The organism is Haloarcula sp. CBA1122 (assembly GCF_009741785.1).
GTDB classification, from domain to species: Archaea; Halobacteriota; Halobacteria; order Halobacteriales; family Haloarculaceae; genus Haloarcula; species Haloarcula hispanica.
In genome coordinates this window covers 33,057-57,690 of the sequence record NZ_WPCB01000012.1, presented here as the reverse complement: position 1 = coordinate 57,690, position 24,634 = coordinate 33,057, and the positions used below count along the sequence as shown (strand labels likewise).

General features: G+C 63.0%; 21 protein-coding genes. 10 read left to right on the top strand and 11 right to left on the bottom strand.

Annotated features, from left to right (window positions below; translation table 11 throughout):
- Positions 1–51: 51 nt before the first annotated feature.
- The gene (locus GJ630_RS06900; RefSeq protein ID WP_080510111.1) at positions 52–843 is read right to left on the bottom strand and encodes an aldo/keto reductase; all 792 of its coding nucleotides are present in this window, start codon (positions 841–843) and stop codon (positions 52–54) included.
- A 156-nt stretch (positions 844–999) separates the two neighbouring features.
- Positions 1,000–1,620, bottom strand: a complete 621-nt coding sequence (locus GJ630_RS06895; RefSeq protein WP_252718744.1) for a hypothetical protein — start codon at positions 1,618–1,620, stop codon at positions 1,000–1,002.
- A gap of 185 nt (positions 1,621–1,805) precedes the next feature.
- Here GJ630_RS06895 and GJ630_RS19940 point away from each other — a divergent pair, with 185 nt between their 5' ends.
- From GJ630_RS19940 to GJ630_RS06860, 8 genes are all read left to right on the top strand, one after another.
- Complete coding sequence (locus GJ630_RS19940) at positions 1,806–2,144, top strand: hypothetical protein (RefSeq protein WP_252718743.1); 339 nt, start codon at positions 1,806–1,808, stop codon at positions 2,142–2,144.
- Positions 2,134–2,388, top strand: a complete 255-nt coding sequence (locus GJ630_RS19935; protein ID WP_014031250.1) for a hypothetical protein — start codon at positions 2,134–2,136, stop codon at positions 2,386–2,388. Before GJ630_RS19940 ends, GJ630_RS19935 begins: the two co-directional genes overlap by 11 nt.
- Positions 2,389–2,518: 130 nt before the next feature.
- Positions 2,519–3,343 (top strand): M48 family metallopeptidase, encoded by an 825-nt coding sequence (locus GJ630_RS06885; protein WP_008312162.1) that lies wholly within the window; start codon positions 2,519–2,521, stop codon positions 3,341–3,343.
- A 199-nt stretch (positions 3,344–3,542) separates the two neighbouring features.
- Positions 3,543–4,547, top strand: coding sequence for an alcohol dehydrogenase (locus GJ630_RS06880; RefSeq protein ID WP_191907495.1), 1,005 nt, complete (start codon positions 3,543–3,545; stop codon positions 4,545–4,547).
- A 124-nt stretch (positions 4,548–4,671) separates the two neighbouring features.
- Positions 4,672–6,006 carry a metallophosphoesterase gene (locus GJ630_RS06875; protein ID WP_191449607.1) on the top strand — a complete coding sequence of 445 codons (1,335 nt, stop codon included), beginning with the start codon at positions 4,672–4,674 and terminating at the stop codon, positions 6,004–6,006.
- Positions 6,007–6,221: 215 nt separating this feature from the next.
- Positions 6,222–6,791 carry a helix-turn-helix transcriptional regulator gene (locus GJ630_RS06870; RefSeq protein WP_014031253.1) on the top strand — a complete coding sequence of 190 codons (570 nt, stop codon included), beginning with the start codon at positions 6,222–6,224 and terminating at the stop codon, positions 6,789–6,791.
- Positions 6,792–6,799: 8 nt separating this feature from the next.
- The gene (locus GJ630_RS06865; protein WP_050038426.1) at positions 6,800–8,554 is read left to right on the top strand and encodes an Nramp family divalent metal transporter; all 1,755 of its coding nucleotides are present in this window, start codon (positions 6,800–6,802) and stop codon (positions 8,552–8,554) included.
- The gene (locus GJ630_RS06860; RefSeq protein ID WP_023843013.1) at positions 8,542–8,988 is read left to right on the top strand and encodes a hypothetical protein; all 447 of its coding nucleotides are present in this window, start codon (positions 8,542–8,544) and stop codon (positions 8,986–8,988) included. Before GJ630_RS06865 ends, GJ630_RS06860 begins: the two co-directional genes overlap by 13 nt.
- A 35-nt stretch (positions 8,989–9,023) precedes the next feature.
- On the opposite strand, the gene GJ630_RS06855 is transcribed toward GJ630_RS06860, so the two are convergent.
- Positions 9,024–12,068, bottom strand: a complete 3,045-nt coding sequence (locus GJ630_RS06855; RefSeq protein WP_191449606.1) for an FAD-binding and (Fe-S)-binding domain-containing protein — start codon at positions 12,066–12,068, stop codon at positions 9,024–9,026.
- A 27-nt stretch (positions 12,069–12,095) separates the two neighbouring features.
- On the bottom strand, positions 12,096–13,874 hold the full coding sequence (locus tag GJ630_RS06850; RefSeq protein ID WP_191449605.1) for an L-lactate permease: 1,779 nt from the start codon (positions 13,872–13,874) through the stop codon (positions 12,096–12,098).
- Between the two features lie 677 nt (positions 13,875–14,551).
- On the opposite strand from GJ630_RS06850, the gene GJ630_RS06845 reads away from it, so the two are divergent.
- A complete protein-coding gene (locus tag GJ630_RS06845; RefSeq protein WP_151104116.1) occupies positions 14,552–15,292 on the top strand; it encodes a ThuA domain-containing protein in 741 nt (246 codons plus the stop codon).
- A gap of 90 nt (positions 15,293–15,382) precedes the next feature.
- On the opposite strand, the gene GJ630_RS06840 is transcribed toward GJ630_RS06845, so the two are convergent.
- Positions 15,383–15,952 carry a hypothetical protein gene (locus tag GJ630_RS06840; RefSeq protein WP_050006951.1) on the bottom strand — a complete coding sequence of 190 codons (570 nt, stop codon included), beginning with the start codon at positions 15,950–15,952 and terminating at the stop codon, positions 15,383–15,385.
- A gap of 219 nt (positions 15,953–16,171) precedes the next feature.
- Positions 16,172–16,750 (bottom strand): FAD-dependent oxidoreductase, encoded by a 579-nt coding sequence (locus GJ630_RS06835; protein ID WP_064289022.1) that lies wholly within the window; start codon positions 16,748–16,750, stop codon positions 16,172–16,174.
- Positions 16,751–16,863: 113 nt separating this feature from the next.
- On the opposite strand from GJ630_RS06835, the gene GJ630_RS06830 reads away from it, so the two are divergent.
- Positions 16,864–17,904, top strand: coding sequence for a zinc-dependent alcohol dehydrogenase family protein (locus GJ630_RS06830; RefSeq protein WP_151104117.1), 1,041 nt, complete (start codon positions 16,864–16,866; stop codon positions 17,902–17,904).
- A gap of 477 nt (positions 17,905–18,381) precedes the next feature.
- Here GJ630_RS06830 and GJ630_RS06825 read toward each other — a convergent pair whose 3' ends face one another.
- The 5 genes from GJ630_RS06825 to GJ630_RS06805 all read right to left on the bottom strand — a co-directional run bounded on the left by GJ630_RS06825 (position 18,382) and on the right by GJ630_RS06805 (position 24,524).
- The gene (locus GJ630_RS06825; RefSeq protein WP_014031262.1) at positions 18,382–19,593 is read right to left on the bottom strand and encodes an ABC transporter substrate-binding protein; all 1,212 of its coding nucleotides are present in this window, start codon (positions 19,591–19,593) and stop codon (positions 18,382–18,384) included.
- A 175-nt stretch (positions 19,594–19,768) separates the two neighbouring features.
- A complete protein-coding gene (locus tag GJ630_RS06820) occupies positions 19,769–20,701 on the bottom strand; it encodes an ABC transporter ATP-binding protein (RefSeq protein WP_191449604.1) in 933 nt (310 codons plus the stop codon).
- A complete protein-coding gene (locus tag GJ630_RS06815) occupies positions 20,701–21,816 on the bottom strand; it encodes an iron ABC transporter permease (protein ID WP_191449603.1) in 1,116 nt (371 codons plus the stop codon). The genes GJ630_RS06820 and GJ630_RS06815 overlap by 1 nt, the downstream gene beginning before the upstream one ends.
- Positions 21,816–22,796 (bottom strand): NAD(P)/FAD-dependent oxidoreductase, encoded by a 981-nt coding sequence (locus GJ630_RS06810; protein ID WP_191449602.1) that lies wholly within the window; start codon positions 22,794–22,796, stop codon positions 21,816–21,818. Before GJ630_RS06810 ends, GJ630_RS06815 begins: the two co-directional genes overlap by 1 nt.
- 267 nt (positions 22,797–23,063) lie before the next feature.
- A complete protein-coding gene (locus GJ630_RS06805) occupies positions 23,064–24,524 on the bottom strand; it encodes a carotenoid oxygenase family protein (protein ID WP_151147425.1) in 1,461 nt (486 codons plus the stop codon).
- Positions 24,525–24,634: the final 110 nt, after the last annotated feature.

Here is a 24,634-nt window from a genome sequence, read left to right as displayed (position 1 = left end):
ACGGACCGACAGTCGTATCGGCAACTCCCACCGGGAAAGCTCGAAATCGATTCAGTCCCAGGCGGCGGGCGACCAGTCCGGATCGACGCGTCGGTCGACCGTGTCAATGCTGTCGATACGGTCGATTTCGGCGTCCGTCAGGGACAGGTCGAGGCTCGCCAGGTTATCGGTGATGTGGGCTTCGCTCGTGGCTTTCGGGATCGCCGTCACGCCCTTCTCGCGGAGCCACGCGAGGCTGACCTGCGCTTCGCTCGCGTCGTGGTCGTCGGCGATGGCTTCGATGACGTCGTGACCGAACACTTCACCGCGTGCCAGCGGGGAGTACGCCACCAGTTCGTAGTCCTGTTCCGCCGCGTGCTCGCGGAGTTCCGACTGCTGGAGGAACGGGTGCGTCTCGACCTGGTTTGCAAACACCGGAGCATCGAGCACGTCCATCGCCGTCTCGACGTGGTGCGGTTCGAAGTTCGAGACGCCGACGTTGTCGATCAAGCCGCGGTCGACGAGTTCGTCGAACGCCGGAAGCGTCTCCTCGGGTTCGTACTCGCCCGCCGCCCAGTGGACGTACAGCAGATCCACCGAATCGACGCCGAGTTTGTCGAGGCTCTCCTCGGTCGTCTCGATCACGTCGTCGTGCGAGAGGTTCGAGATCCAGACCTTCGTCGCCAGGAAGATATCGTCGCGGTCCACGTCAGCCGCAGCGAGACCGTCGCCGACGGCGCTTTCGTTGTCGTAGGCCTGTGCGGTGTCGATATGGCGGTAGCCGGCCTCCAGCGCCGTCCGGACGCTTTCCGCACACTGTTCTGCGTCGTCGTTCTGCCACGTTCCGAGACCGAGCATCGGCATGCCGCTCGCTCGTGGACCGCCGTCTGTCGAGGACTGTTGCTGAGTCATTATCGGATACCGGAGCTTGCGACTTTAAGCCGTTTGGAAGCCGGCGGGTAGCGCCGATTATCGGACGGACAGCAGATTGACTGGCTACTACAGGTAGTGTACGGTCGTTCAGAAGCCATAGGACCCGAAAATCCAGAGCGCGACGACGGGCGATGCGGCGAGGAACGTGCCAAGAACGACCGTCCCGAGAACCGTCTCCCACCCCAGGCCCCGAACCGGTCGCTCGTACCGCCACAGCTGGACCGCAACGTAGACACCGGCGACGACTATGCCACCGAGCACCAAGAACGGCGGAAACCCGAGTGACGGAAACGGTGGGAAGCCCATCGCCGTAAACGGCTCCGAACCACTCGAAGCCGCGAAATCGAGGCCGATGCCGACAGCGCCGACGACGGTGGCCGCGACGACGTACGAGATGCCAGCGATGACGTGCCGGAGTGCTGCAGCCAGCCCGAACGGCTCTGCATCGGTCGGCAACACCTCTGGGGCCGCGTAACTACCGATTCCAGTGTAGAGGAACGGGACGGTCAGCACACCGACGGCGACGGCATACGGAAGGACCGACGAGATCGCGACGATGAGAACTGCCATGGTCAGGGCGTACGTGCGGCCGGTCGCGCCCCCGAGAACCAGAGGCGGGACGAACAGCACAGCGATCGCCACCAGGGCAAACAGACAGAGCGGGACGGAGTAAGGCCGGAACCGCCCGACAAAACGGGAGAGAGACATGCCAGGGTCGTTTCGAACCCAAGCGCATAGGTTTTCGGCTCTCCAGTGAGAGTCGGAGTCAGCATACTTTTACGCTCCGTTGCGGTATCGTGACAGCAGAACGTCACTATCGCGGGTGAACCACGCTATCACTGAGTCCTGTCCCGGCCTGACTCTACCCGGTGGTCGCCGGACTTTGCCAGACCGTGTTCCCACCCGAAACGTCCGAGGGAGTCGCAGCAGCGACCATCCTGAACCGAGAGGAAGCTGTCCCGGAGTCGCTCCCGGCGGCAGAGCTTGAAAACGTGCAACTCCTCCCCCACCGGACGGACCTCCTCGAATACATGCCGACCAGCGCGACCGCCGCCGAGTTCGGGACCGGAGACGGTTCGCCGAATCAATCGTCCGGGTCACGCGGCCGGAGACGCTCTCTCTGGTCGATGAGTGGGAAAGCGACGAGGAGCGCCAGGCTGTTGAGCGGCGCTGTAGCGAGCACGGGGTGCTGTCCGTCTGCGGGACGCTGGGCCCATCTCCGTGCTCCGTGATGCCGACACCGACTCGCTCGACTGGGTGTATATCAACAGCTCCCACGAGTATGAGGCGACGCTGGCCGAACTCAGAGAGCCAGCGGGCCGTCACAGCGGACGGCTAATCGCGGGCGACGACTACAAAATCGTGAACGGCGTCATCCCTGCCGTCCACCAGTTCTGTGCGGAGACCGACTGGCGGCTGGCGTCTCTCACGCTCGAAACGCACGGCCGTCGGAGTTACGCACTCCGCAAAGCATAATGACCGACCGCTGTGTGGACTGAATCGACGAATTTCCCCGGAATCGTCACCGTACCTGTGGCTAAAACCCAGTGACACGAGCGGCATCGTCGGCCAGACGGTTTATACGGCCGGACGGACTTGACCCTGTATGGCAGACTTCGGATTACAGGTGCGGATGCTCGTCGTCGGTGCGATTCTGTTCGCGTTCTACGTTTTCGCCGGCACGGCACTGTCGGTGCTGTTGGGCCTGCCGCTCGTCCCGGTGCTCCTCGTCGGAATCCTCGTGGTGCCGGCGATCCAGTACAAACTCGGGAAGTGGCTGGCACTCCGTGGCGCGGAGGATATGCCGGACGACCAGCGGTTCGGCTACGTCCACCAGATGGTCCGGCGGCTCTGCAGAGATATGAATATCGAGGAGCCCCGGCTGATGGTGATGGACATGGGCGTGCCCAACGCCTTCGCGGTCGGACGGAAAGGTGCGGGTGTCGTCGTCGTGTCGAGCGAACTGATGCAACTCCTCGACGACGACGAACTGGAGGGCGTGATCGCACACGAACTGGCCCACATCAAGAACCGGGACGTCATCACGATGGTCGTCGGCCAGTCTATCGGGATGCTCGTCGGCTACGTCGCCTACTTCGCGGTACTGTTCGGCGGCGAGCGAAACGTCGGCTCCTGGATCATGGCGATGATCGCCTCCTCGCTCGCGAACGCGCTGGTCATGGTGTTCGTGCTGGCTATCTCACGGTATCGGGAGTACGTCGCCGACGCGGACGCGCGCCGCGCCATCGGCACCGGCGAGCCGCTGGCCCGTGCGCTCGAAAAAATCTCTCGCGGTGCTGAAGGACGCGAATCGAAAGTCGAGGACAGCATGAACGCCCTCTGTATCTTCAACGCCGACAAGGGGCTGTTCGAGAAACTGTTCTCGACCCATCCCCCGACTGAGAAGCGCATTCAGCGGCTCCGGTCCTGATACTGTCGGCTGTAACTATTTCAAGGTATTTGCCACCCCGAGGTGGCGAGATTCTTCACAGACGTACAGCTGGCAGTATGAATCGGGAGGCGGACTGAACCGATTGGCACGGCTGTATCGCAGCCGACGCTCTCGTACAACTCTCTGGTAACTGGCCGCTTATCCGCGTCGAGCCGGAAGTATCGCTATGTCAGACACAATGCGAGCGGCGGTCGTGCCTGAGGCAGGGGCAGACTTCGAGGTCGTCGAACGGGACGTGCCCGAACCCGACCCGGGCGAGGTACGGGTCTCGGTCGACGCCTGTGGCATCTGTCACAGCGACGTGTTCACGAAAGAGGGGACCAACCCGGTCGTCTCCTATCCGCGGGTTCCCGGCCACGAGGTGGCTGGACACGTCGATGCCGTCGGCGACGCTGTCGATGCCTGGGACGTGGGCGACAGGGTCGGCGTCGGCTGGCACGGCGGCCACTGTTCGACGTGTGAGCAGTGTCGACAGGGGAACTTCCTCCAGTGTGAGAACGGCGAGATCACTGGGCTGAGCTACGACGGCGGCTACGCCGAGTACATGACTGCACCGTCGGAAGCGCTCGCCAAGATTCCGGAGGCGCTGGACGCGGCGGCCGCAGCGCCGTTGCTCTGTGCGGGCGTGACGACGTTCAACGCGCTGCGGAACAGCGATGCGAACGTCGGAGATCTGGTCGCGGTGCAGGGCGTCGGCGGACTCGGTCACCTCGGGGTCCAGTATGCTCACGCGGCCGGCTTCGAGACGGCCGCCATTTCCCGAACGCCGGAGAAGGAATCGCTGGCGAAAGAGCTGGGAGCCGACCACTTCATCAACGCGGCGGACGTGGATGCCGGCCAGCGGCTACAGGAACTCGGTGGGGCCGACGTCGTGCTGGCGACGGCACCGTCGAGTGACGCCATCAGTTCTATCGTCAGCGGAATCGGCGTCGATGGCTCAGTCGTAGTCGTCGGCGTTCCCGGCGAGCCAGTGGAAGTGAGCGCACAGCAGCTCGTCCAGAGCCGGGGCGGTGTCGAAGGCTGGGCCTCCGGACACGCACGCGACTCACAGGACACGCTGGAGTTCAGTTCGCTCCGTGACATCGCGCCGGAGATAGAGACCTACCCGCTCGAAGACGTCAACGAAGCATACGGGCGGATGATCGACAACGAAGCGCGGTTCCGGGCCGTGCTGGAACTGTAATCGAGCAGGTCTCGATATCGGTTGAAGCGCGTCTATACGCCACAGTCCCGGCTGAGACCACAATTTCCCGTCGTGATTTCCCGGAGAGCAACGCCTTTGTCTGTGGATCAAGAACCCGTATTCAATGGACGGCACCGCCGACGACCGCGTCTACTACGTCATCAGCGACCTCCACATCGGCGGCGACGAGCAGCTAGAGGACGTGGAATTTCTCGACGAACTACTCGATTTTCTGGGGCGGTTAGAGACCACCGACGGGCACGCCGAACTACTCATCAACGGCGACGCGTTCGGGCTGTGGGAGTTCACCGGCATGTCGGGACTGGAGAAGTTCGACGCCCTCGAAGAGACCTATCCGTCGCTGTTCGAGCAGTTGCGAAAGACCGGCGAGAACATCCAGATCACGCTGATACCGGGCAACCACGACCACGAACTCGCGGCCTACGACGAGTACGTGGAGCGGTTCGCGGCGTACAACGTAGACCTTGTCCAGTCGAAGTCGATTACCCGTCCGGTGGGGGACCAGGCCATCCACCTCGAACACGGCAATCAGCAGGACCCCAACAACCGCATCGAAGACTGGGGGGACACCAACGTGACGCCGCTTGGCTACTACTACAACACGCTCGTGACAAGTCGGGCCGGCCAGCTGTCGGACCGGGGTCGGTACAACTGGCTCAAGGACGTCCAGGCCGTAACGCCGACCGAGCGGGTCCCGGTGTGGATGCTCTCGAAGTACTTCTATCGGGAGATGAACCCGCTGTTGCGGTACGCGCTGGTCCCGTTCCTGTTGCTGTTCAACATCAGCGCCATCCTGGCGATTCTGGCGGCGCTGAACCTGCTGGGCGTCTGGTCCGCGCCGGTCGAAACGACGACGTCGTTTCTTGGCCAGTTCGGCACGGTCGGCACCGCCATCTGGATGCTGCTTGTCGTGAACGCGTCGCTGGCCGGGCTGCTGTTGCTCGTGGGCATCCCGTTGTACCTTCTGCGACAGGACATCAAGAAGACCATCAACCGGTTCGGAGTCTTCGAGACCGACCTCACGGTCGATACCCAGACACCGTACAAGGAAGCCGCCCGAGAAGTGTTCGACGAAAAGGAAGACGTGGTCGTCTTCTGTTACGGTCACACGCACCGGCCGAGCGTGCAGTCGGTAGACGGCGGGCTGGTCGTCAACAGCGGGACCTGGCTCAAACGCCTCCACCGTCGGGACGGCATCATCGGGCTCCTCCCCCCGGTTTTTTACCCCTCCTACCAGCTCTGTGCGGTGCGCATTACGGCCGAAGACGGACAAGTGGTCGTCGACTACGAGGAAGTCCAGAAACCGAGCCCAAGTCCGGAGGAGCTGACACTCACCGAACGCCTGCTGACGGTCGGTCGGACACCCAACCCCGAACTCCCCGACCGTGCGGTCGTGGAAACCGAGCAGTCGGTGCCGCCGCGGGAACCGGCCGAGTAAGGGGTGGACCGGTCCGACGGCAACGTGGTTGCTGTCGGAAGTGGACCGGATTTGGGATATCTGCAACAGCCGTTGTCGGTGCGTCGACCGGGAAGTGATTTCCTACCTTCGTGTGAAATTGAGACCCATCGAGCGTCAGACGGAAGGAGGTCGTTTGCTCCCGGATCGGAGTTCTCTGCAGAAAAGTCTATTACATACGACTGTAATGGCTACGTATGAGCAATACCGCGGACGATGGTCGGGCTGACGGGTCGCCACCGTCCACGGCAGAGTTCACACCGGAGCGAGTGCTCTCGGTGTTTCGAGACCGAACGGACCAGGCGAAGCCGTTGACGGCAACCGATGTGATGGACGCACTCGGTTGTTCCCGGAAAACGGCACACAACAAGCTCGAAGTACTCGTCGAGCGGGGTGAGCTGGAAACGCGGAAGGTCGGCGCACGGAGCCGGGTCTGGTGGATCCCGTTCTCCCAGCTCGTCGGCTCGGACGCGCAACAGCAGCAACGAGAGCCGCCGGTCGAACACAGTATCGCCGACGCGGACCTGCCGGGGACGGGGGACGTACTCGACGACCGGCGTGCAGCGCTGAGGGCCGCGTACGACTACCTCCGTGAAAACCCCAACACGGATGCCGGGAAGCTCATTACCGAGGTGTTTCAGGAGCATCCGGCGGGCTACAAGACCGCTGACGAGTGGTGGGACGCTATCGGACCCGCGCTCGAAGACCTCCCACAGGTCGACCTGGCCGCCGACCACGAGCACGTCTGGCACTACGTCGGTGGGTGAGTTCACCGATGCCAGAGGAAAAGCCGACGGAACAGTCGGACGTAACGGAAGACGCGGAGTCAGAGACATCGGAAGTGTACGCCTCTCGCAAAGAGCAGCGGTATCCCATCTCATCGTACACGCCGGTCGCGTACGACAACCTCGAGGCGGCACCGGAGAGCGATGCCCATCCGGACACGGGGACGGGCGGGCGGTTCAGAGAACTCTCCTTGCCGAAAGTGCCGAAGCTCCGCCACGTCGTCGGTCCCAGCGCGATCATGCTGGGGGCGTCGCTCGGCAGCGGTGAGACGCTGTTCTGGCCGCATCTGGTCGCCAGTTACGGCTGGGGACTGTACTGGCTGTTCCTCGTGGCGGTCTGTCTCCACTTTGTCATCAATACGGAGATACAGCGGTGGACACTGGCGACCGGTGAGAGCGTGTTTCGGGCGTTCGAACGGGTCCATCCGGTTCTCCCGCTGGCCATGCTGGTCGGCGGGTTCATCAGTCTCGGCTGGCCGGGGTGGGCCGCGAGCGCCGCGCAGATCGGCGCACAGGGCCTTGGACTCGGCACGTACGACGTTGCTGGCGTCGACATCGTCGGCTGGCGACTGTTCGGCATCGCGCTCATGGTGTTCATCTGGATTACCTATCAGGTGACGCCGCTGATGTACAACGTCGTCGAGAGCCTCCAGCTTGTTCTGGTGGCGCTGTCTATTGCGTTCACCCTGCTGCTGTTCGTTCTCATCGGGTCAGTGGACGTGCTGGTCGGTGTTCCGGGGAGCCTGACGGAGGTCGGCGACTACTCGCCGGTCGGGACCATCGCCGTGCTGGTCGGGGCGCTGGCCTACGCCGGCGCGGGCGGCTACCTCAACCTCTCACAGAGCCTCTGGATACGCGAGAAGGGCTACGGGATGGGGCGGTATCAGGGCCGGATCAAGAACCCCTTCGCCGGCGACGACCCCGAGACGGTCCACGAGGACGGGTTCACGTTCACCCCGGACACGCAAAACCTCAAACGGTGGCGCGGCTGGTGGCGCGTGACACAGCTCGAACACCTGTTGACCTTCCTGCTGGGCCTCCTCCTCGTCACGACGATGCTGGTCGTCATCGCGGTGTCACAGGCACCGGGAGCGACGAGCGACGCGGTCGATATGTGGCTCATCGAGATCGCGCCGTCGGTCGGCGGGTTCACGACGAGCGTCATCTACGTCACGCTGTTTCTCGCCCTGTTCACGACCGAATACGCGATCATCGAGTCGTTCGTCCGGAACAGCTCCGACATCATCTACGAGCTGTACGGTCGGGACGCGGGCTGGAGCCTGCCCCGGCTGTTCTGGGGACTGCTGACCGTCTTCTGTGGCTGGGGCATCTTCATCCTCACCCTCCCGATATCGATATCTGATCCCTTCGGGCTCCTGGTCGTCGGCGCGGCGATGTCCGGGCTGTTGATGTGGCCGTACATCGTCATCGTCCAGCTCGTCAACACGGTCCGGCTGCCGGAGCACACGATGCCGGGCTGGGGTCGCATTGTCGCAATGTGGGTCGCCGCGGCGTTTTTCGGCTACTTCAGCGTCCTCCTGATCGGGACCGGGCTAGCGACACAGCTGGGGTTGCAGGCGTTTGCCGTCCAGACGACGGTGCTCGGCAGCGCACTGGGAGGGTACGCCCTCTGGGCGATCTGCCTGCTCGTCCAGGCGTATACGATGTATCGAGTGGGACGCGCGAAAGTCACGGCAAACGGGACAGTCACTGACGCCGCCACCGCGCAAGGGTGGTTCTCGTGACCGACGAACTCCGCGTCCACTTGCATTACACGATGCGGGGGTCGTACCCGCTCCGGATGGTCGACGTGTTGTTCTGTACGGAGCGGGCCTACTTCGTCGAGTACGACTATTTGACACCCGTCGACCTGCTGTTCGGGTCGCCGGACCAGCGGGCCGCGGCGTTCGCATCACGGGTGGTCGAAGAGGGCGTCCACGCGGCTCTCGAAACCGCCGAAACGGTCGAGACACAGTCGTACGACACACTCGACAAAATCGAGGTCCACTCTGGCGGCCGTGTTGGTCGGCCGAAAATCACAGCCCACTCCCACGCTGGCTCCGCCACAACAGTCAGAGTCCACGGTCAGTTCGACGCTGAGCCCTTCACGCAGGCGCTTCGGTCGACAGTCGACGGACACGACGTGACAGTCCGACAGCGAGACGGTATCGGGTTCTGACCTCGTAGCTCGTGGAGCCAGCGATGCGGGCCGTGCTACTGGAGCGCGGCCGCGACCATCTCGATGGGATGTGGCGGCTCCGCGTCACCGTCGCCGAAGTCGTCGATCTGGGACCGGCAGGACGCGCCGGGCGCGACGACTCGCTCGGCAGGCGAATCGTCAATCTGGCCCAGGAGGAGGTCCGCGATGCCCTCGCTCATCGAGTAGTGTTCGGCCTCGTAGCCGAAGCTCCCTGCCATCCCGCAACAGCCCGAATCAAGCGGGTCGACAGCATATCCGGCCCGGCGCAGAACGCCGACGGCGTGGTGGTCTTTCTTCGTCGCCTTCTGGTGGCAGTGGCCGTGGTACGCCAGCGAGCCGCCCGGTTCGTCGAAGGAGATAGCCTCTCCCAGCCGGTACGTGTCGAGATACTCGCAGACGCCGTACGTGTTCGCCGCGACGGTGTCGACGTCGTCGCCCGAGAGGAGGTCCCGGTAGTCGACCTGATACATCACCGCGTCGGACGGTTCGATGGTGACCACGTCCCAGCCGTCGCGGATTCGCGGTGCGAGCACGTCGACGTTCGCTCGTGCCGTCTCGCGAGCGTGATCCAGCATACTCTTGGAGAATGCGGGACGGCCGCTATCGGTCACACCGTCAGGCACAACTACGTGGACGCCCGCCGCCTCCAACACTTCTACGGCCGCTTTCCCGACATCGGGATGGCTGTAGTTCGTGTACGGGTCGGCGATCACGAGCGCCTTCCGCTCGGCTTTGTTCGCAGCAATCAGTGCCCCGCCGCGGTCAGCCCACCAGTCCCGGAACGTAGTCCGGTGGAAGGCGGGCAGCGTCCGTTCCTCGGTGATACCGACCGTTTTCTCCATAAGGAACCCCGAGCCCGGCAAATCCATCAGCCAGTTCGACACCGGGGCGAACGCGCTCCCAAGCGAGAGCACCGTCTCGACGTTGGCGAACAGCCGGTCCCGCAGCGAGATACCTTCACGCTGGTGGTGTTCGTGGACCACCTCGGCTTTGAGCTTCGCCATGTCGACGCCGCTCGGGCAGTCCTTTTTGCAGCCTTTACAGCCGATACAGAGGTCGAGGACTTCCGTGACGAACTCCTCGTCGGTGGGGTCCTCGGGGAGGTCACCGTCCATCGCCGACCGGAGCATGTTGGCCCGACCACGAGTGCTGGTGATTTCCTCCTCGGCGGCGCGGTAGGTCGGACACATGACGCCGCCGGTGGTTTCCTGATGGCCGGTACAGCCCGCACAGCCGTGACAGAGTTCGACCATCCCCTGAAACCCGTTCTCGTTGTCCCAGTCGAGCGTGGGTTCGAAGCCCGCGTCGAACTCGTAGTCCGGGTCGTACCGGAGGTTCTCGGCCGGGTCGTGGTCGCCGCAGATGTTGCCCGGATTCAGCCGCCAGTCCGGGTCGAAGGCCGTCTTCAGGTCCCGAAACGTCTCCCAGAGGTCGTCGCCGTACAGTTTGCGGTTCCACTGGGTCCGGGCGCGGCCGTCGCCGTGTTCACCCGACACCGACCCGTCGTACTGGACGACGAGGTCCGTGATAGCGTCGGAGATGGCCTCCATCGTCTCGATGCCGTCCCCGGATTTCAGGTTCAACAGCGGCCGGATGTGCAACACGCCGGGGCCGGCGTGGGCGTAGTAGGAGGCGAACGTGTCGTGTTCGTCGAACAGCTCCCGGATATCGGCGACGTACTCCGGGAGGTTCTCGGCCGGGACCGCCGTGTCCTCGACGAACGGCCAGTGTTTGTCGTCGCCCGTCCGCGACAGGAGGATCGGCAGCCCGGCCTTGCGCATCTTCCAGAACTTCGCCTGCCGGTCCGCGTCGTAGGCCTCCAGCGCGTCGACGGCGTTGACGGGGGCGTCGGTGACCGAACCCGCCCCGTCACTCGGCGACTCTCTGGCCTCGTAGTCCGGAAGCCGGTCGGCGAGCAGGTCGGCGACTTTCTGCGCGCCGGCATCCGCGGAGTCGGCGTAGAACTCGACGAGCAGCGTCGAGTCCGTCTCCTCGGGGAGCATGCCGACGACGTCAGCGAACTCCGGGGTCTCCGCAGCGAGGTCGAGGAGCACGTCGTCCATCACCTCGACGGCCGAGGGGTCGTGATCGAGAATCGGGGCGACGTCCCGCATCGCCGACAGGATATCGTCGTAGGTCAGCATGGCGATGGCCGTAGCGTCGGGAACGGGTTCGAGCGAGACTGTCGCCTCAGTGACAACAGCCAGTGTCCCTTCGCTCCCGGCGAGCAAGCGGGCAAGGTTGACTTCGCCGCGTTCCCTGGCGCTGTCGACCAGTTCATCCAGATTATATCCCGAGACGTTGCGCTTGAGCTCCGGATATCTGGCGTCTATCTCCGCCGCGTCCTTCGAGAGGATCTTCGCGACTTCGGCGTAGATTCGCGTTTCGAGGTCGGCGTCCGGGCCGGCCTCGGCCGCTCGCGATTCGAGGTCGTCGACATCGACCCAGCCAAACGTTGTCTGAGTGCCGTCAGCGAGAACGACCTCGCACTCCTCGATGTAGGCGTCTGTCTTGCCGTATTTCAGCGAGTGTGCACCGGTCGTGTTGTTCCCGATTGCACCGCCGAGGACGCTCTTGTCGCCCCAGGCGGGGTCCGGCGCGAACTTCAGGCCGTGGGGTTCGAGCCGGTCGTTGAGACGGGCGATGGTGATGCCCGCCTGTGCGCGGGCCTGCTTGGCCTCGGGATCGACCGACAGCGTCTCGTCCATGTGTCGCTTGAAATCGAGGACGACGGCCTCGTTGACGGCCTGCCCGGCGAGACTGGTCCCGCCACCCCGTGGGAGCACCGGAATATCCTGCTTGTCGCAGTACTCCATCACCGCGACCACATCGTCGGTCGAAACCGGTGAGACAACGCCGATTGGGCGCTGTTCGTACGCGCTCGCATCAGTCGCAAATAGCTCACGGGTGTACGTATCGAAGCGTACGTCGCCATCCACGCGGCGCTTCAGGGCCGCTACGAGGTCCGGTCGGTGGACGCTGTCGCCCTGGTAATCGTAGTTCGCGCTCGGGTCTGTCGCCGGGTCACGCTTCTCGGGGGGTCGGGAGTCGTATGCCATAAGTAGGAAGTGAGAGAGTGGGAGGAGTTAGAACGCGGCCGGTGCCACGACGTATGCCAGGATGAGCGTCAATGTGCCCGTGAACACGCCGTAGTACAGCACCGGTATCAGTTCGAGACGGATGACGCGTCCCTCCTCACCGATGAGACCGACCACCGTTAGGGCGGCGACCACGTTATGGATTGCGATGAGGTTGCCGATTGCGCCGCCGACCGCCTGTGCGGCGACCACGATCTGGGTCGGCGCACCGATCTGCTGTGCGGCCTGGAACTGGAACAGTCCGAACAGGATGTCGCTGACCGTGTTCGAACCGGCGATGAACGCGCCGAACGCACCGATGAAGCCCGAGAAGAACGGGAACATCTGGCCGGTCCCGTTCGCCGTGATTTCCGACAGCAGGCCGAGCATTCCGGAGTTGATCGGCGCGGCCTCCAGCACGACGGCGCTGCCGGTCCGCTGCATGATCATAACTGTGGCGACCGCGAACCACAGCGCGACGACGGCCGGAGCGATGTTTCGAAGCGCCTCGCTCCACGAGGCCTTGATTCCATCAGTGTCCATTCCGTGGAGCGCGTACGTGATCACGGCGACGAGGACGAAGAGGCTCCCGGGGAGGTAGAACAGCTCGACGCCCTCCGAGAACGGCGTACCGAGGATGTTACTCCACAGGAGAACGCCGTTCGTCGACAAGAACTCCTGAATCGGACTGACGACGCGGGTCACGACCAGCAGTGCGGCGACGAGGAGGTACGGCAGCCAGGCCATACCCAGCGACATGTCCTGCGAGTGGGATTCTTCAAACGTTGCCGTGCCGCCGTCGGCCGCGACGGTTCCCTCTCGGCTGTCACCCGTCGTGGTGCCGACACCCTCGCCGGGCTCGATACTGCCGATCCAGTGGTCCGGCCACTGCTCCTGCGGGCCGAAGTCCCATTCGTCGTCTGGGAGGAAGTAGCCGGCCCGTAGCGTGGTCGTGACCACGAGCAGGCCAACCATCGCACCGAGCAGGGCCGGGAACGTCGGACCGAGGAAGTACGCGGTCGCGACGTAGGGTATTGCAAAGGAAGCCCACGCGAAGAGGCACAGCGGCAGGACTTCGAGCGCCGGTTTGATCGACCGCTCTTCTCCGAAGAAACGCGTCATCATCGCTACGCCGATGAACGGGATGGCGATGCCGACGATAGCGTGGATGAGCGCCGCCCACACACCGATCTGAGCGACGTACGCGCCGACGCTCTCGAAGCCGCCCTGCTGGAGCACCTGCTGTGATGCGCCCGTACCCTCTGCGAACACCACGTCACGCAGTCCGATTATCAGCGGCGTTCCGACCGCGCCGAACGTGATTGCGAGGATATTCCCCGTAAGCGCGACGACCACCGCGGCCAGTGGCGGGAAGCCCAGGCCGACCAGCAGCGGGCCGACGATGGCCGCGGGCGTCCCGAAGCCGGCCGCGCCCTCGATGAACGAGCCCATGAGGAAAACGAGCAGGATGACCTGCACGCGCCGGTCGTCGCTGATCGAGGAGAACCCCGCGTTGATGACTTCGAACGCGCCGGACTGTTTCAGCGTGTACAGCAGGAGTATGGCCCCGAAGACAATGACCAAGATTCTGGTCGCTGTCAGCGCGCCGCGTATCGACGCGGCAGCGATCAGCGTGGGCGACATCTGCCAGCCGACAAAGGCAGCGATAGCCGCAACCGCCCATGCGATGGGCATTGTCCGTGTCGCAGGCTGGTACAGCCCGACCATCAACACCGCAATCGTCGCCAGCGGCAGCAGTGCCAGGAGCACCAGCGTGTGCTCAGACATGGGTTCTCACCACCGGAATCCGTTCGTCCGGAGACGTGCCGCCACTGTCACCAGCTACGTGCCCTGGGAAACAGTATCGCGCTCTCATTTCTGAACCACCTCGGTACGGGCCTCTATCGCTCGAAACCTTCCGATACAGCGGTTTCTGGTAGGGTGCATCAGTCACGTCGTCTGGCAGGGAGTATTTATACCTATCTACTGTTTACATTATCGTCTACCCAGAATAGCGCCGGAACAGAAGCGAGAAGCGCTGATAGCCGAAAAAACAGGCCGTATTCTGTACGAACGTCCGGAGTGCAGTACAGTCGTGTGTATCCGGTATAACAGTGCTTTACGCCCCGATTTCACTCGACTGTACTCTCACGCGAGCCCCTTACAGTCGTCTGTATCTGGTGGTTTCAGGGCGTTATTCACAGTCCTGTGGACGCAGTTGGAAAACGGGCCGTACCGGGGTTCAAGATCGAGGCTGTCGTCCCCTCGCTGGAACGGCGCTGGCGCGCGATAGAACGTGAACCGGACACTCGGCGCTGAGCGACACAAGACGGTCTCTGAGGCAGATGGATGTGTTGGAGGGTCTCCCGGCGAATACCCAGCGGAGACGAAAACGTATCGCGTCCGCCTGTCGTACGGATTGCCGCTTGGCCAACGCCGTTACGGCGGAGGTGGAAACCACGAGTATGACACGCGTTACAGTCTGGAACGAATACGTCCACGAGCAGGAACACGAAGCGGTCGCGGACCTGTACCCCGACGGGATTCACGGCACTATCGCCTCGGCACTGGAAGAGCGCGGATTCGACACGGAGACCGCGACGCTGCAGGAGCCCGAACACGGGCTTACCGAGGACGTACTGGCAGAAACGGACGTTCTGACCTGGTGGGGCCACGCCGCGCACGACCAGGTCGACGACGAGGTGGTTTCCCGAGTGAAAGAGCGGGTCCTCGACGGCATGGGGCTCATCGTCCTCCACTCGGGCCATTACTCGAAGATCTTCCGCGAACTGATGGGGACGACCTGCAGTCTGAAATGGCGCGAAGCCGCCGAAACCGAGCGATTGTGGGTCGTCGAGCCCGGTCACTCCATCGCCGACGGCGTCGACGAGTACATCGAACTCCCGGAGACCGAGATGTACGGGGAACGGTTCGACATTCCGGCACCGGATACGCTCGTGTTCAACTCCTGGTTCGAGGGCGGTGAGGTGTTCCGTTCAGGGTGTTGCTACCGCCGCGGGGCGGGCCGAATCTTCTATTTCCGGCCGGGCCACGAGACCTATCCGATTTACCACAACGAAGCGATCCAACAAGTCCTCGCCAATGCTTGCGAGTGGGCCGCGGCCGGGGACGGTCCGGAGCCATCGTTTGGCAACGCCGATCCGATTGAAGCCATCGACGAAAGCGACGAGCGGTCGGTCCACTGATTTCGGCGTCAGGTTTAGTGGCGTCGTATTTAATCGAGCCGTGTTTACACCCTATTACAACGAATACGCACAGCCGTGGACCTTGTACAGTCACTGTGGGAACACGGGCTGTGTTTTGTCTCGCCATGGTTCAGCGCCTCCTAGGTGGTCGACATCGAGCTGTACCCCAGTTCGAAGTGTTGATTCGAGATGATCAAACAGCGGATCGAGCGACGTCTCGACCGGTGACAACACCCGCCACCGATACGTACTGCCAGTGCGTTCCGATTCGAAGACGACACCATCCCCGATGTGGTCGGTGACGATAGTGGGTACTGCACGACACCGGTCAGTGTCTGCGTGGTACGTATATACCGTTCTGGCAGTCGGTCGGCGGTCGAGAACCTGGTACTCCCGCGTCCCGGAACAGCGGTGCTCGTCGAGACACTCGTTACAGCCTTCGTCGTCGAGAAACACCTCATCGAACGTGGAGATGGCGTCAGCGGGACCGTCTACGTGGTCGATACGCCACATGGCGTTTTCGGTCACGGTACATGTGGCGTTCCGGAGTCGTAGCGTCGGGTACTCGTGAAACAGGTCCATTACCGGGTCGGCACCCGCAGTGAACCTGATGTTGAACTCGAACTCCTTCACAGAGAACACATGGCTCTGTGATGCCATAGTGAATCAGTCGATAATGCTGTCGGTCGGTTTCAGAACCCCAAACCGACTGCAGTGACGTAGTAAAGGCGGCAGTGCCACAAATTACGCACTTGCTTAGCCTCATCCAGTCCGAGTTTGCTTACCGCCGAATGCAGTCCGTACTCGCTGGCCAGTGATCAGTAACACGGTATTCAGCGGTTAGCAATGAGATAGACACGTCCGGAGCCGTTTCGGAATCTATTCCTCGGGGCCGAACAGCGCGTCCGCGTCGGCGGGCGTATCGAAGTCGTGGAAGTGTTCCCCTTTCTCCTTCGTGAGAATATTCAGGGCCGCCGCCGCGCCGTCGCCGGCGGAGATGACTGCCTGCCACTCCTCGGCTCGGACCATACCACCTGTCGCGTAGGCGTCGTCGACACTCGTCTCCATCGTCACGTCCACGTCGACGACGTCTTCAGCAGTCATGTCACAGCCCAGCGTCTCAGCGAGGTCGCGGTTAGCCCCGGTCGCGAGGATGAGATAGGATGCTTCGTACGTGTCATCCTCGGTTGCGACCTCGAATCCGGCGTCGGTTTGGCCCACATCGGTCACCTCTGTTCCCTGCTTTCGGTCGACACCGAAGCTGTCGACTTGTGTACGAGCAGTCTCCATGAACGCGGACCCGTCCTGAGAGCCTACTCCGAGATAGTTGAACAGGTGTGCTTTGTGCATCCAGGTCCCGTCAGTGTCGAAGACTGTCGTTTCTAGGCCGTTTTTCTGTGTGAACAGTGCCGCACTCAGGCCGGCGGGGCCGCCGCCGACGACGAGAACGTCCGTCATGCCGCCTAGTTCTGTCTCACCACTGGTAATTGTTGTCATCCAATACGAGCAGCGAAGGTGACGTACCGAAGTGGCATGAGAACGGTTTTCCACAGCCACCCCGAAGCAAACGCATGCGCGCAGCCATCTACCGTGGCCCCGGCGAGATCACCGTCGAAGAAGTTCCCCGGCCGGAGATCGAATCGCCCACCGACGCGATTGTCCGTGTGACCCACACCGCTGTCTGTGGTTCCGACCTGTGGTTCTATCGCGGTCAGAGCGACCGAGAGGAAGGGTCCCGCGTCGGCCACGAACCGATGGGTATCGTCGAGGAAGTCGGCGACGACGTGCGCTCAGTCGAGCCCGGCGACCGGGTGTTCGCCCCGTTCGTCATCAGCTGTGGGCGGTGTGAGTTCTGCCGGAAGGGACTGCACACGTCCTGTGTCAACGGCGACTCCTGGGGCGGCGACAACGGCGGCGGTCAGGGCGAGTACGTCAGAGCGACGGAAGCCGACGGGACGCTCGTCCGCGTTCCCGACCGCCACGCCGACGACGAGGACACACTAGAGGCGATTCTCCCGCTGACGGACGTGATGGGGACCGGGCACCACGCGGCAGTCAGCGCCGGCGTCAGCGAGGGAGACTCCTGTATCGTGGTCGGCGACGGCGCTGTCGGACTGTGTGGCGTACTCGCGGCCCGCCGTCTCGGCGCGGAACGTATCATCGCGATGGGCCACCACGAGGACCGGCTCGAACTCGCGGAGTCGTTCGGCGCGACCGAGACCATCGCCGCCCGTGGTCAGGACGCCGTGGACGCGGCAGACGATCTGACCAACGGCGGTGCGAACCACGTCCTGGAATGTGTCGGTGCGGCCTCAGCGATGGAGACCGCCATCGACGTCTGTCGGCCGGGCGGGACCGTCGGCTACGTCGGTGTCCCGCATGGGGTCGACGACTCCGGACTGGACGTGTTCTCACTGTTCGGCGACAACATCGCGCTCAACGGCGGCGTGGCACCGGTTCGTGCCTACGCCGACGAACTGCTGGCCGATGTGCTGCAGGGCACACTCGACCCGTCACCGATCTTCACGAAAACCGTCGACCTCGACGGCGTTCCCGAGGGGTATCGGGCGATGGACGAGCGCGAAGCGATCAAAGTTCTCGTCAAGCTGTAGTCGGTCTGCACTGGCAGTCAGCCAGGCAACCCACCCGGTAGCTCGTTACGCGTTCCGCGACTAGTTTCGGAGATTCCCACGGACCAGGCTTCGGATCGGCCGATACTGGCGGTCAGCGGCGGTTCAGCTAAAGGCTAGAGACGCTGCTACACTAGCTTTCCGCACGACCGACAGCGAGGGCGGTCAGCCGACGGGTCGTAGGCTAACGCAACGTCGTTGCAGTGACGGCAGTATCGGTCGGAGCCGGTGGTGTAAGAGTGCGTGTTTCCTTCGTGAACTAACATATGTGAGATGATGACAGGGAGGTATAAATTCTTTCTGGACAAACAGGCCACTATACCCTTATATTCAATATATACTGCCAATAGTTACTACGATAGTAGACTATTCATCCATATCTGGGATGTCTCTGTCACAATGGGCCTATTCGATAGTATGCTCCGAGTGTCCGTGCGTCGGCTGCCGTATCGTTGTCGCTCAGGCCTCGAACCCACCGTTGATGATATCCGCGACCCGCTTGCGGTCGAATAACTGTTCCTCGGCCGGGATTTCGGGATACGGCCCCTCAGTGTACGTCGGCCATTCGCCGAACTGCTCGGGATACAGTTGCTTTGCGGTCATCTCCAGTTGGAAGAGATGCAGTATCGGACCCTGATATCTCGCTCCCTGGGGGTAGATCCGGTCGTTCTGTACGGCCGTGATTTCCGATCCGACCGGGTCGGATTTAAACGCCTCCCGTCGCTCCGGAAGGCTCGTGTTCGGCTCGAACCCGCCGAGGTGCAGGATGACGTCCGGGTCCGCCGCAAGCAGCGTCTCGAAGTCGACCACGGAGTTCGTCTCGACCGAGCCCTCGAAGGCATCCCGCGCTCCGAACGGGCGGGTGTGTGCGGTCAGGAATCCGGGGTTGTCAAGGGTATAGGCGTAGATCTCGTCGAGATCAGCCGCGGCGAGCAGTACCGCCGACGGGCGCTCCGACTCGGGCGGCAGGTTCGCGTCGATGGTCGAGCGCATCTCGTCGTGAACCGCCGCAAGCGCCTCGTATCGGGCCTGTTCTTGGAACGCCTCAGCCACGAGTTCGAACTGCTCCCAGAGAGTGTAGTACTCGTAGTCCCCCCATCCGGACGGGGGTTCGGCGTGTCGGTCACTCAGCGAGTTGCCGAACCACGGCGAGACGTTGGTGGCGATCTCTTCGAAGTCCTCACGGTCCCAGTTGTCCTGTTTGGCGATCCAGGCCGGGTCTGCCAGGTGGATATCGCTGTCCAGTTCGTACAGTTTCTCTTTGCTCGGTTTCCACGAAGAGTACAGCCCGGTCCAGTCCAGCGACACGCCCGGCAATCGTTCGACGAACTGGTTCCACAGCCCACTGTAATAGTCCGGCGCGTGCATTGCCGTGACAGTGTCCCCGCGACCCAGGGCGAGCGCCATGTCTGCGTGGTGCGTGAGCCGCGTGAAGACGGTCTCCGGTGGCGAGTCGAAGGTCACCGCTCCCATCGGGGACATCGACACGGAGTACGACCCGTCTGCAGTTGTCGTGTCCGTCTCCGTCACGGCCTCCGTCGGCGCGGAGCCGGTTCCCCGCTCGGCATCACCGGTGCATCCCGCAAGCAGCCCGGCACTGAGAACCGTGCCCCCATACTTGACGTACTCTCTTCGCGTCGGTGACTCGATGTCAGTGGTGTCGTCAGCCATTGTTTTAGGCTAGCCTAAAAAATATATAGATGTTCCGGTTCACCAACCCGGAACAATCCAGTATCAAGCGCCGAGTCCGGCGTCCGTGGGAAGAGTCCAGTATCAAGCGCAGAGCCCGACGTCCGTGAGAAAAATCCGTGGGCCAGAGTGCGATTTCGTGGTGGTCTTACTGGCCCTATTCGGCCACGACCTCCTCGGCGCGATCCGGTTCGGCACTATCGTCACCAGCAGTGCGTTCGTCGCCGTCGTGGCGGGCACGGATTGGATTCACGCGCGGCCCGTGTGGCGTAGCCGAGACCTCTGCCTCGATTTCGAAAACGTCCGCGAGGAGTTGTTCCGTGACGACAGCCTCGGGTCGTCCCCGGGCCTGTATCTCGCCGTCTTTGAGTGCGACCATCCGGTCGGCGAGACGGGCCGCCTGCTCGATGTCGTGCAGGACGACCACGATGGTAATGTCGCTCTCGTCCCGGAGTGTTTCGATGATCTCCATCACCTCAAGCTGGTGGTGGAGATCGAGGAACGTCGTCGGTTCATCGAGCAACAGCACGTCGGTGTCCTGTGCGAGGACCATCGCGATCCAGGCGAGCTGTTTCTGGCCACCACTGAGGCTACCGACTTCACGTTCACAGAGATGGCCGCAGCCGGCCAGGTCAATCGCCCGCTCGACGGCGGCCTCGTCTTCCTCGGTGACACTGTCGAAGAACCCCCGGTGTGGGTACCGACCGTGGTACACCAGATCCTCGACCGAGATGCTGTTTGGCGACGTACTCTCCTGAGAGAGCAGGCCGAGCTTCCGAGCGATCGCTTTGGTCTCCATCGACTGGATGTCTTGCCCGTCCAGCAACACCGATCCGGCTTCCGGTTCGAGCTGATTTGCGAGGCCTTTCAGCAGCGTGCTCTTGCCCGACCCGTTCGGACCGACGAGCGCCGTCACGGCCCCGGGTTCGGCGGTAATCGATTCACCGTCGATGACCGGTTCATCCGTCCCGGAGTACGAAAGCACCACATCGTCGCCGACCAGCGGCCGGTCCCGGTGACTGGACTGGGACCCAGCAGCGGTGTCATTGACCGTAGCGATACCGTCCGAGTTGGAGTTGTCCTGTGACATTAGATCTCACCCATCTGTTCCTGTCGCCGCATCAGGTAGAGGAAGTACGGCCCGCCGACGACGCCAGTGACGACGCCGACTGGAACCTGTGCGGGGCTCAGGGCCAGCCGTGCACCGACGTCCGCGACGACCATCAGCGCCGGACCGACGAACACGCAGCCGATGAGGAGCCGGCGGTAGTCGCTCCCGACGATGAGTCTGACGATGTGGGGGACCACGAGGCCGAAGAACCCGATGATCCCCGCAACGGAGATTGCCGTACTGGCCGCCAGAATGGCAACCGCGGACAGCATGAACCGGACCCGCTCGACACTCATCCCGAGCGAACTCGCGGTCTCTTCTCCGAGCAGGAGGAGGTTCAGCTGTCGTGCGCCCGCCAGCGCGAGGAGCGTCGCGGCCAGCGTCGGGATGACAGCGATGCGAAACTCCTCCCAGCCGACGCCCGTTAGCGACCCGGTAATCCAGGCCAGCGCCGACTGGACAACGCCCAGGTCGTCGGCGAAGAAGAACAGCCCCCGCTGGAGGGAGGTAAACACCATGTTGACGATGACACCAGCAAGGACCAGTCTGACCGGGCTCGTTCCGCCCTGCCACGCGATCATGTACACGAGCAGGAACGCGATGGAGCCACCGACCGCGGCAAACAGCGGGAGGAACGGAGCGAGACTGCTGAACAGAACGAGGGTCAGCAGTACGGTGAGCCCCGCCCCGGAACTCACGCCCAGTATGAACGGGCTCGCCAGTTCGTTTCTCGTGACGGCCTGGAATATCGCCCCGGAAACGGCGAGACACATCCCCGCAAGCACGGCGACGATTACCCGCGGCATCCGAATGTTCCACACGATGAGCGTCCGTTTCGGCAGTTCGGGAAGCTCGGCCCCGAAGAAAAACGACTGCCACGCCTGAACACTGAACCACACCTTCGGGTCGAACACGGCCTGCCACGCCTCGAGGATGGTCATCGAATACGCCCCGAAGCTCACCTGAAGGAGACCGGCCCCGAAGGCGACGGCAACGCTCGCGACACATAGCCCGAACAGGGACCCGTCGAGAGTGTCGAGCCAGGCTCTGGCTTGCGACCATACATCGGTGGCTCCGCGTGTCTCGCTGGCCATTACTCGCTCACCTCCGCGCGTCCGTCGCTCGCGCCGAGGTAGTTCCGGATCGTTTTGTCATCCATCGCATCGAGAACAGCGGTCTGGTCGAGCCCCGAAACGACCGCCGTGGGGTCCAGATAGCCTGCCAGTGCTTCTTGCCCTGTTTCCGTTCGATCAGCTATCTCGTCGGATGTTATATACGACGAGCGCCGTTCATCAAGAGCCGCCTTACGGACCCGCTGGAAGCGGTCCGACCCCGGTTCGACGGGGGCGTCCTCGGCGTACCGGTCGTCGAAATATTCGACCCAGGTCGATCGTTCGGTCCATTCGTCGTCGAGTTCAGCCCTCCGTCGGACCCAGTCCACTCCATCAGCGACAGACTCCCACCAGCCGTCGTCGATTCTCGTATCCGCGATCACCCGACGTGCGACCCGTGCGCCCCGGCCGGCCGCAATGATCGCCTGCATGTCCGCCGCCTCGGACGGTGAGGCAACGTAGAGACCCGGAACCGGTGTCGTGCCGTCGGCGTCGGCATACGTGTTGTCGAAGGCTTCGTGTTCCTCGCCGTCGTGTTCGTACGTCTCGAACATCGCCGCGTCGTCGTCAAGACCGCGCATATACTCGCCGTCGTAGCGGGTCGCCGCGATGACGCGGCGAGTCGTGGCTGTTTCCCCGTCCTGCGTTTCGACGACGAAGCCCTCCCCGTCGTCAGTTCTGTCGAGCGATTCGACTAGCTGGGAGACGACGGTACAACCGGCAGTTTCGGCATGGTCCTGAATGCGGTCGTACAGCGTCTCGACGTCGATACCGGCCGGGAAACCGAGGTAGTTTTCGAGGTAGGCACAGCGCTTGAGCGACGAGCGGCCGCGGTCGTAGACGGCCGTATCGAGGTCCGCTCTGGCCGTGAACACGCCCGCCGAACAGCCGGCTGGACCGCCCCCGACGATGATGACATCGCGGTCGAACGTCGTCCCCGTCCGGTTCCCCACTGCCACCATGTTCACGACGCTCCGTCCAGTGTCCGTGACACCGACAGCCGGTGTGACGGTTCGGGGGTGTCAATCGATTCGTTCAGCATACTATTTAGGCCAGCCTAAATGGATAAAGCGTTTTCGAATTTTAGGCAAGCCGAACATCATGTCAACAGTTCGTATTCGTTGCCGGGACAAGATGGATGCAGCCTGACACGGATTGGTGGAGCGATGTACCGGTGCGTTCCTACCCAGTGGTCGAAGCTATCCAGACATAATCTCCAACCGTCCGTATCAGTCGTCGGCCGCCACCCTGAGTTCGGGGAAGTATCGACCGTGGAAATCGAACGGGGCGGCGTGGGGGAGCGTTGCCCGGGCGCGCTCCGTAAACGTCTGACCGTCGAGGACGAGTAGCCGGGACCGGTCGGCGTCCCCATCGAGCGCAACGACTACCACCACACCGTCATCCTCGGCGTCGCCGTTCGGTGCAGAGACGAACACCGGCTCACCGAAGTAGTCCCCGCCATCGTCGAACGTCTCGACAGCGCCCGTGTCCGTGTCGAGTTTCAGGACGCGACGGGCCCACTCGGTGACGGGAGTATCCATCCCCATCGCGTACACGTACCGGTGCGGACGACACCAGCGAGCCGGTGAGACGGTCGGCAGCGCACTGCCGTCCGGGTACAACATCTCGCGTGACACCGCCGCGTCGACGTCGCCGTAGCGAGGGGCACCGCTTCCGGTACCGAGGTCCACAGTGAACCGCTCGATGCGGCCGACGATAGCGCCCATCTCGCCCGCACGGAGGGTGTCCAGATACAGCGAGTCGATAGTCGTCGCGTCGGGTACTGTTTCGAGGTCGAACACGAGTTCTCTCCCGCCGGCTCGTTCGAACGCGTTGACGTGGTGAAAGCCGAACACGGCATCGATGACCGGCTCCGCGACGACCGTCCCGGTAGTCCTGTCCATGACAACAATTCGGGTCCCGCGGTCGGGGTCCCACTCGAACTGCTCGATGAAGGGTGCCTGTCGGCCGGGCTTGAGAAACCGTCGGGGGTCGAGCCGAAGCGGAAATTCCGTCAATACGACGTACCGGGGCGTGAGCGCGAAGCTGTGCATGTACGACGGCTGGTCGGTGTCGACGCTCCCGACGTGTCGCCGGGTCCCGTCCGGCGTCATGGCAGTGACGTGGTACTGGCTGGTCCGTCCGAACGCCGTGTCGACGTTGACGAGGACGCCGCTCGTCGGGTCGCGTTTGACGTGGGCACAGGAGAGCTGGCCGGTCGGGACGCCGTCGTCGTGTTCGATGTGACCCGTCGTTTCGAGCGTGTTCGGGTCGAAACGCACCTTCCGGGGCGATTCAGTCAGTGCGACGTACTCGCGGCCGAACCGCTCAGCGATGATGTTCGTGTTGTCGTAGGGGTCTGTCAGAAACGTCGCCAGCCGCGAGCGAAGCGTCGTCTCGCCGGTCGCGAAGCCGCCCTCGAACTCGCCACTCGTCGCCGCTTCGTACGCATCCGTTCGTAGGAAGCGGTTCCGATAGTGAACGGCGTCACCATCCGGGTCGAAGGTGAACCGGTACAGCATCGCGAACCCGTCGAACCAGTGGTCGACACTGCTTCCATTTGGGAAGGAAAACGCGCCGGGGCCGTTCCGGATGAGACTGCCACGGAGCCAGTCCGGGAGGCCACCGGTCACGGGGATCGATGCCGTTGTTTCGTCGTGTAGCGAGTGGAACCCGGGATGGGGAGCCATACCGTTGCAACGGGTGGCAGCGGCTAAGTCCTGATGCCCCTGACTGGAGTACATACGGATTGTTGTAGATTATGTCCGGGTAGCGCTGATCTCGGGGTCGGCGCATACCG

What these genes read in the sequence shown, in the direction of transcription:
- GJ630_RS06835 (WP_064289022.1), bottom strand. Translation starts at nt 16,750, where the DNA reads ATGACGGACGTTCTCGTCGTCGGCGGCGGCCCCGCCGGCCTGAGTGCG.
- GJ630_RS06840 (WP_050006951.1), bottom strand. Translation starts at nt 15,952, where the DNA reads ATGGCATCACAGAGCCATGTGTTCTCTGTGAAGGAGTTCGAGTTCAAC.
- GJ630_RS06845 (WP_151104116.1), top strand. Translation starts at nt 14,552, where the DNA reads ATGACACGCGTTACAGTCTGGAACGAATACGTCCACGAGCAGGAACAC.
- GJ630_RS06830 (WP_151104117.1), top strand. Translation starts at nt 16,864, where the DNA reads ATGCGCGCAGCCATCTACCGTGGCCCCGGCGAGATCACCGTCGAAGAA.
- GJ630_RS06900 (WP_080510111.1), bottom strand. Translation starts at nt 843, where the DNA reads ATGCCGATGCTCGGTCTCGGAACGTGGCAGAACGACGACGCAGAACAG.
- GJ630_RS06810 (WP_191449602.1), bottom strand. Translation starts at nt 22,796, where the DNA reads ATGGTGGCAGTGGGGAACCGGACGGGGACGACGTTCGACCGCGATGTC.
- GJ630_RS06805 (WP_151147425.1), bottom strand. Translation starts at nt 24,524, where the DNA reads ATGGCTCCCCATCCCGGGTTCCACTCGCTACACGACGAAACAACGGCA.
- GJ630_RS06880 (WP_191907495.1), top strand. Translation starts at nt 3,543, where the DNA reads ATGCGAGCGGCGGTCGTGCCTGAGGCAGGGGCAGACTTCGAGGTCGTC.
- GJ630_RS06815 (WP_191449603.1), bottom strand. Translation starts at nt 21,816, where the DNA reads ATGGCCAGCGAGACACGCGGAGCCACCGATGTATGGTCGCAAGCCAGA.
- GJ630_RS06870 (WP_014031253.1), top strand. Translation starts at nt 6,222, where the DNA reads ATGAGCAATACCGCGGACGATGGTCGGGCTGACGGGTCGCCACCGTCC.
- GJ630_RS06855 (WP_191449606.1), bottom strand. Translation starts at nt 12,068, where the DNA reads ATGGCATACGACTCCCGACCCCCCGAGAAGCGTGACCCGGCGACAGAC.
- GJ630_RS06865 (WP_050038426.1), top strand. Translation starts at nt 6,800, where the DNA reads ATGCCAGAGGAAAAGCCGACGGAACAGTCGGACGTAACGGAAGACGCG.
- GJ630_RS06850 (WP_191449605.1), bottom strand. Translation starts at nt 13,874, where the DNA reads ATGTCTGAGCACACGCTGGTGCTCCTGGCACTGCTGCCGCTGGCGACG.
- GJ630_RS06875 (WP_191449607.1), top strand. Translation starts at nt 4,672, where the DNA reads ATGGACGGCACCGCCGACGACCGCGTCTACTACGTCATCAGCGACCTC.
- GJ630_RS06895 (WP_252718744.1), bottom strand. Translation starts at nt 1,620, where the DNA reads ATGTCTCTCTCCCGTTTTGTCGGGCGGTTCCGGCCTTACTCCGTCCCG.
- GJ630_RS06885 (WP_008312162.1), top strand. Translation starts at nt 2,519, where the DNA reads ATGGCAGACTTCGGATTACAGGTGCGGATGCTCGTCGTCGGTGCGATT.
- GJ630_RS06820 (WP_191449604.1), bottom strand. Translation starts at nt 20,701, where the DNA reads ATGTCACAGGACAACTCCAACTCGGACGGTATCGCTACGGTCAATGAC.
- GJ630_RS06825 (WP_014031262.1), bottom strand. Translation starts at nt 19,593, where the DNA reads ATGGCTGACGACACCACTGACATCGAGTCACCGACGCGAAGAGAGTAC.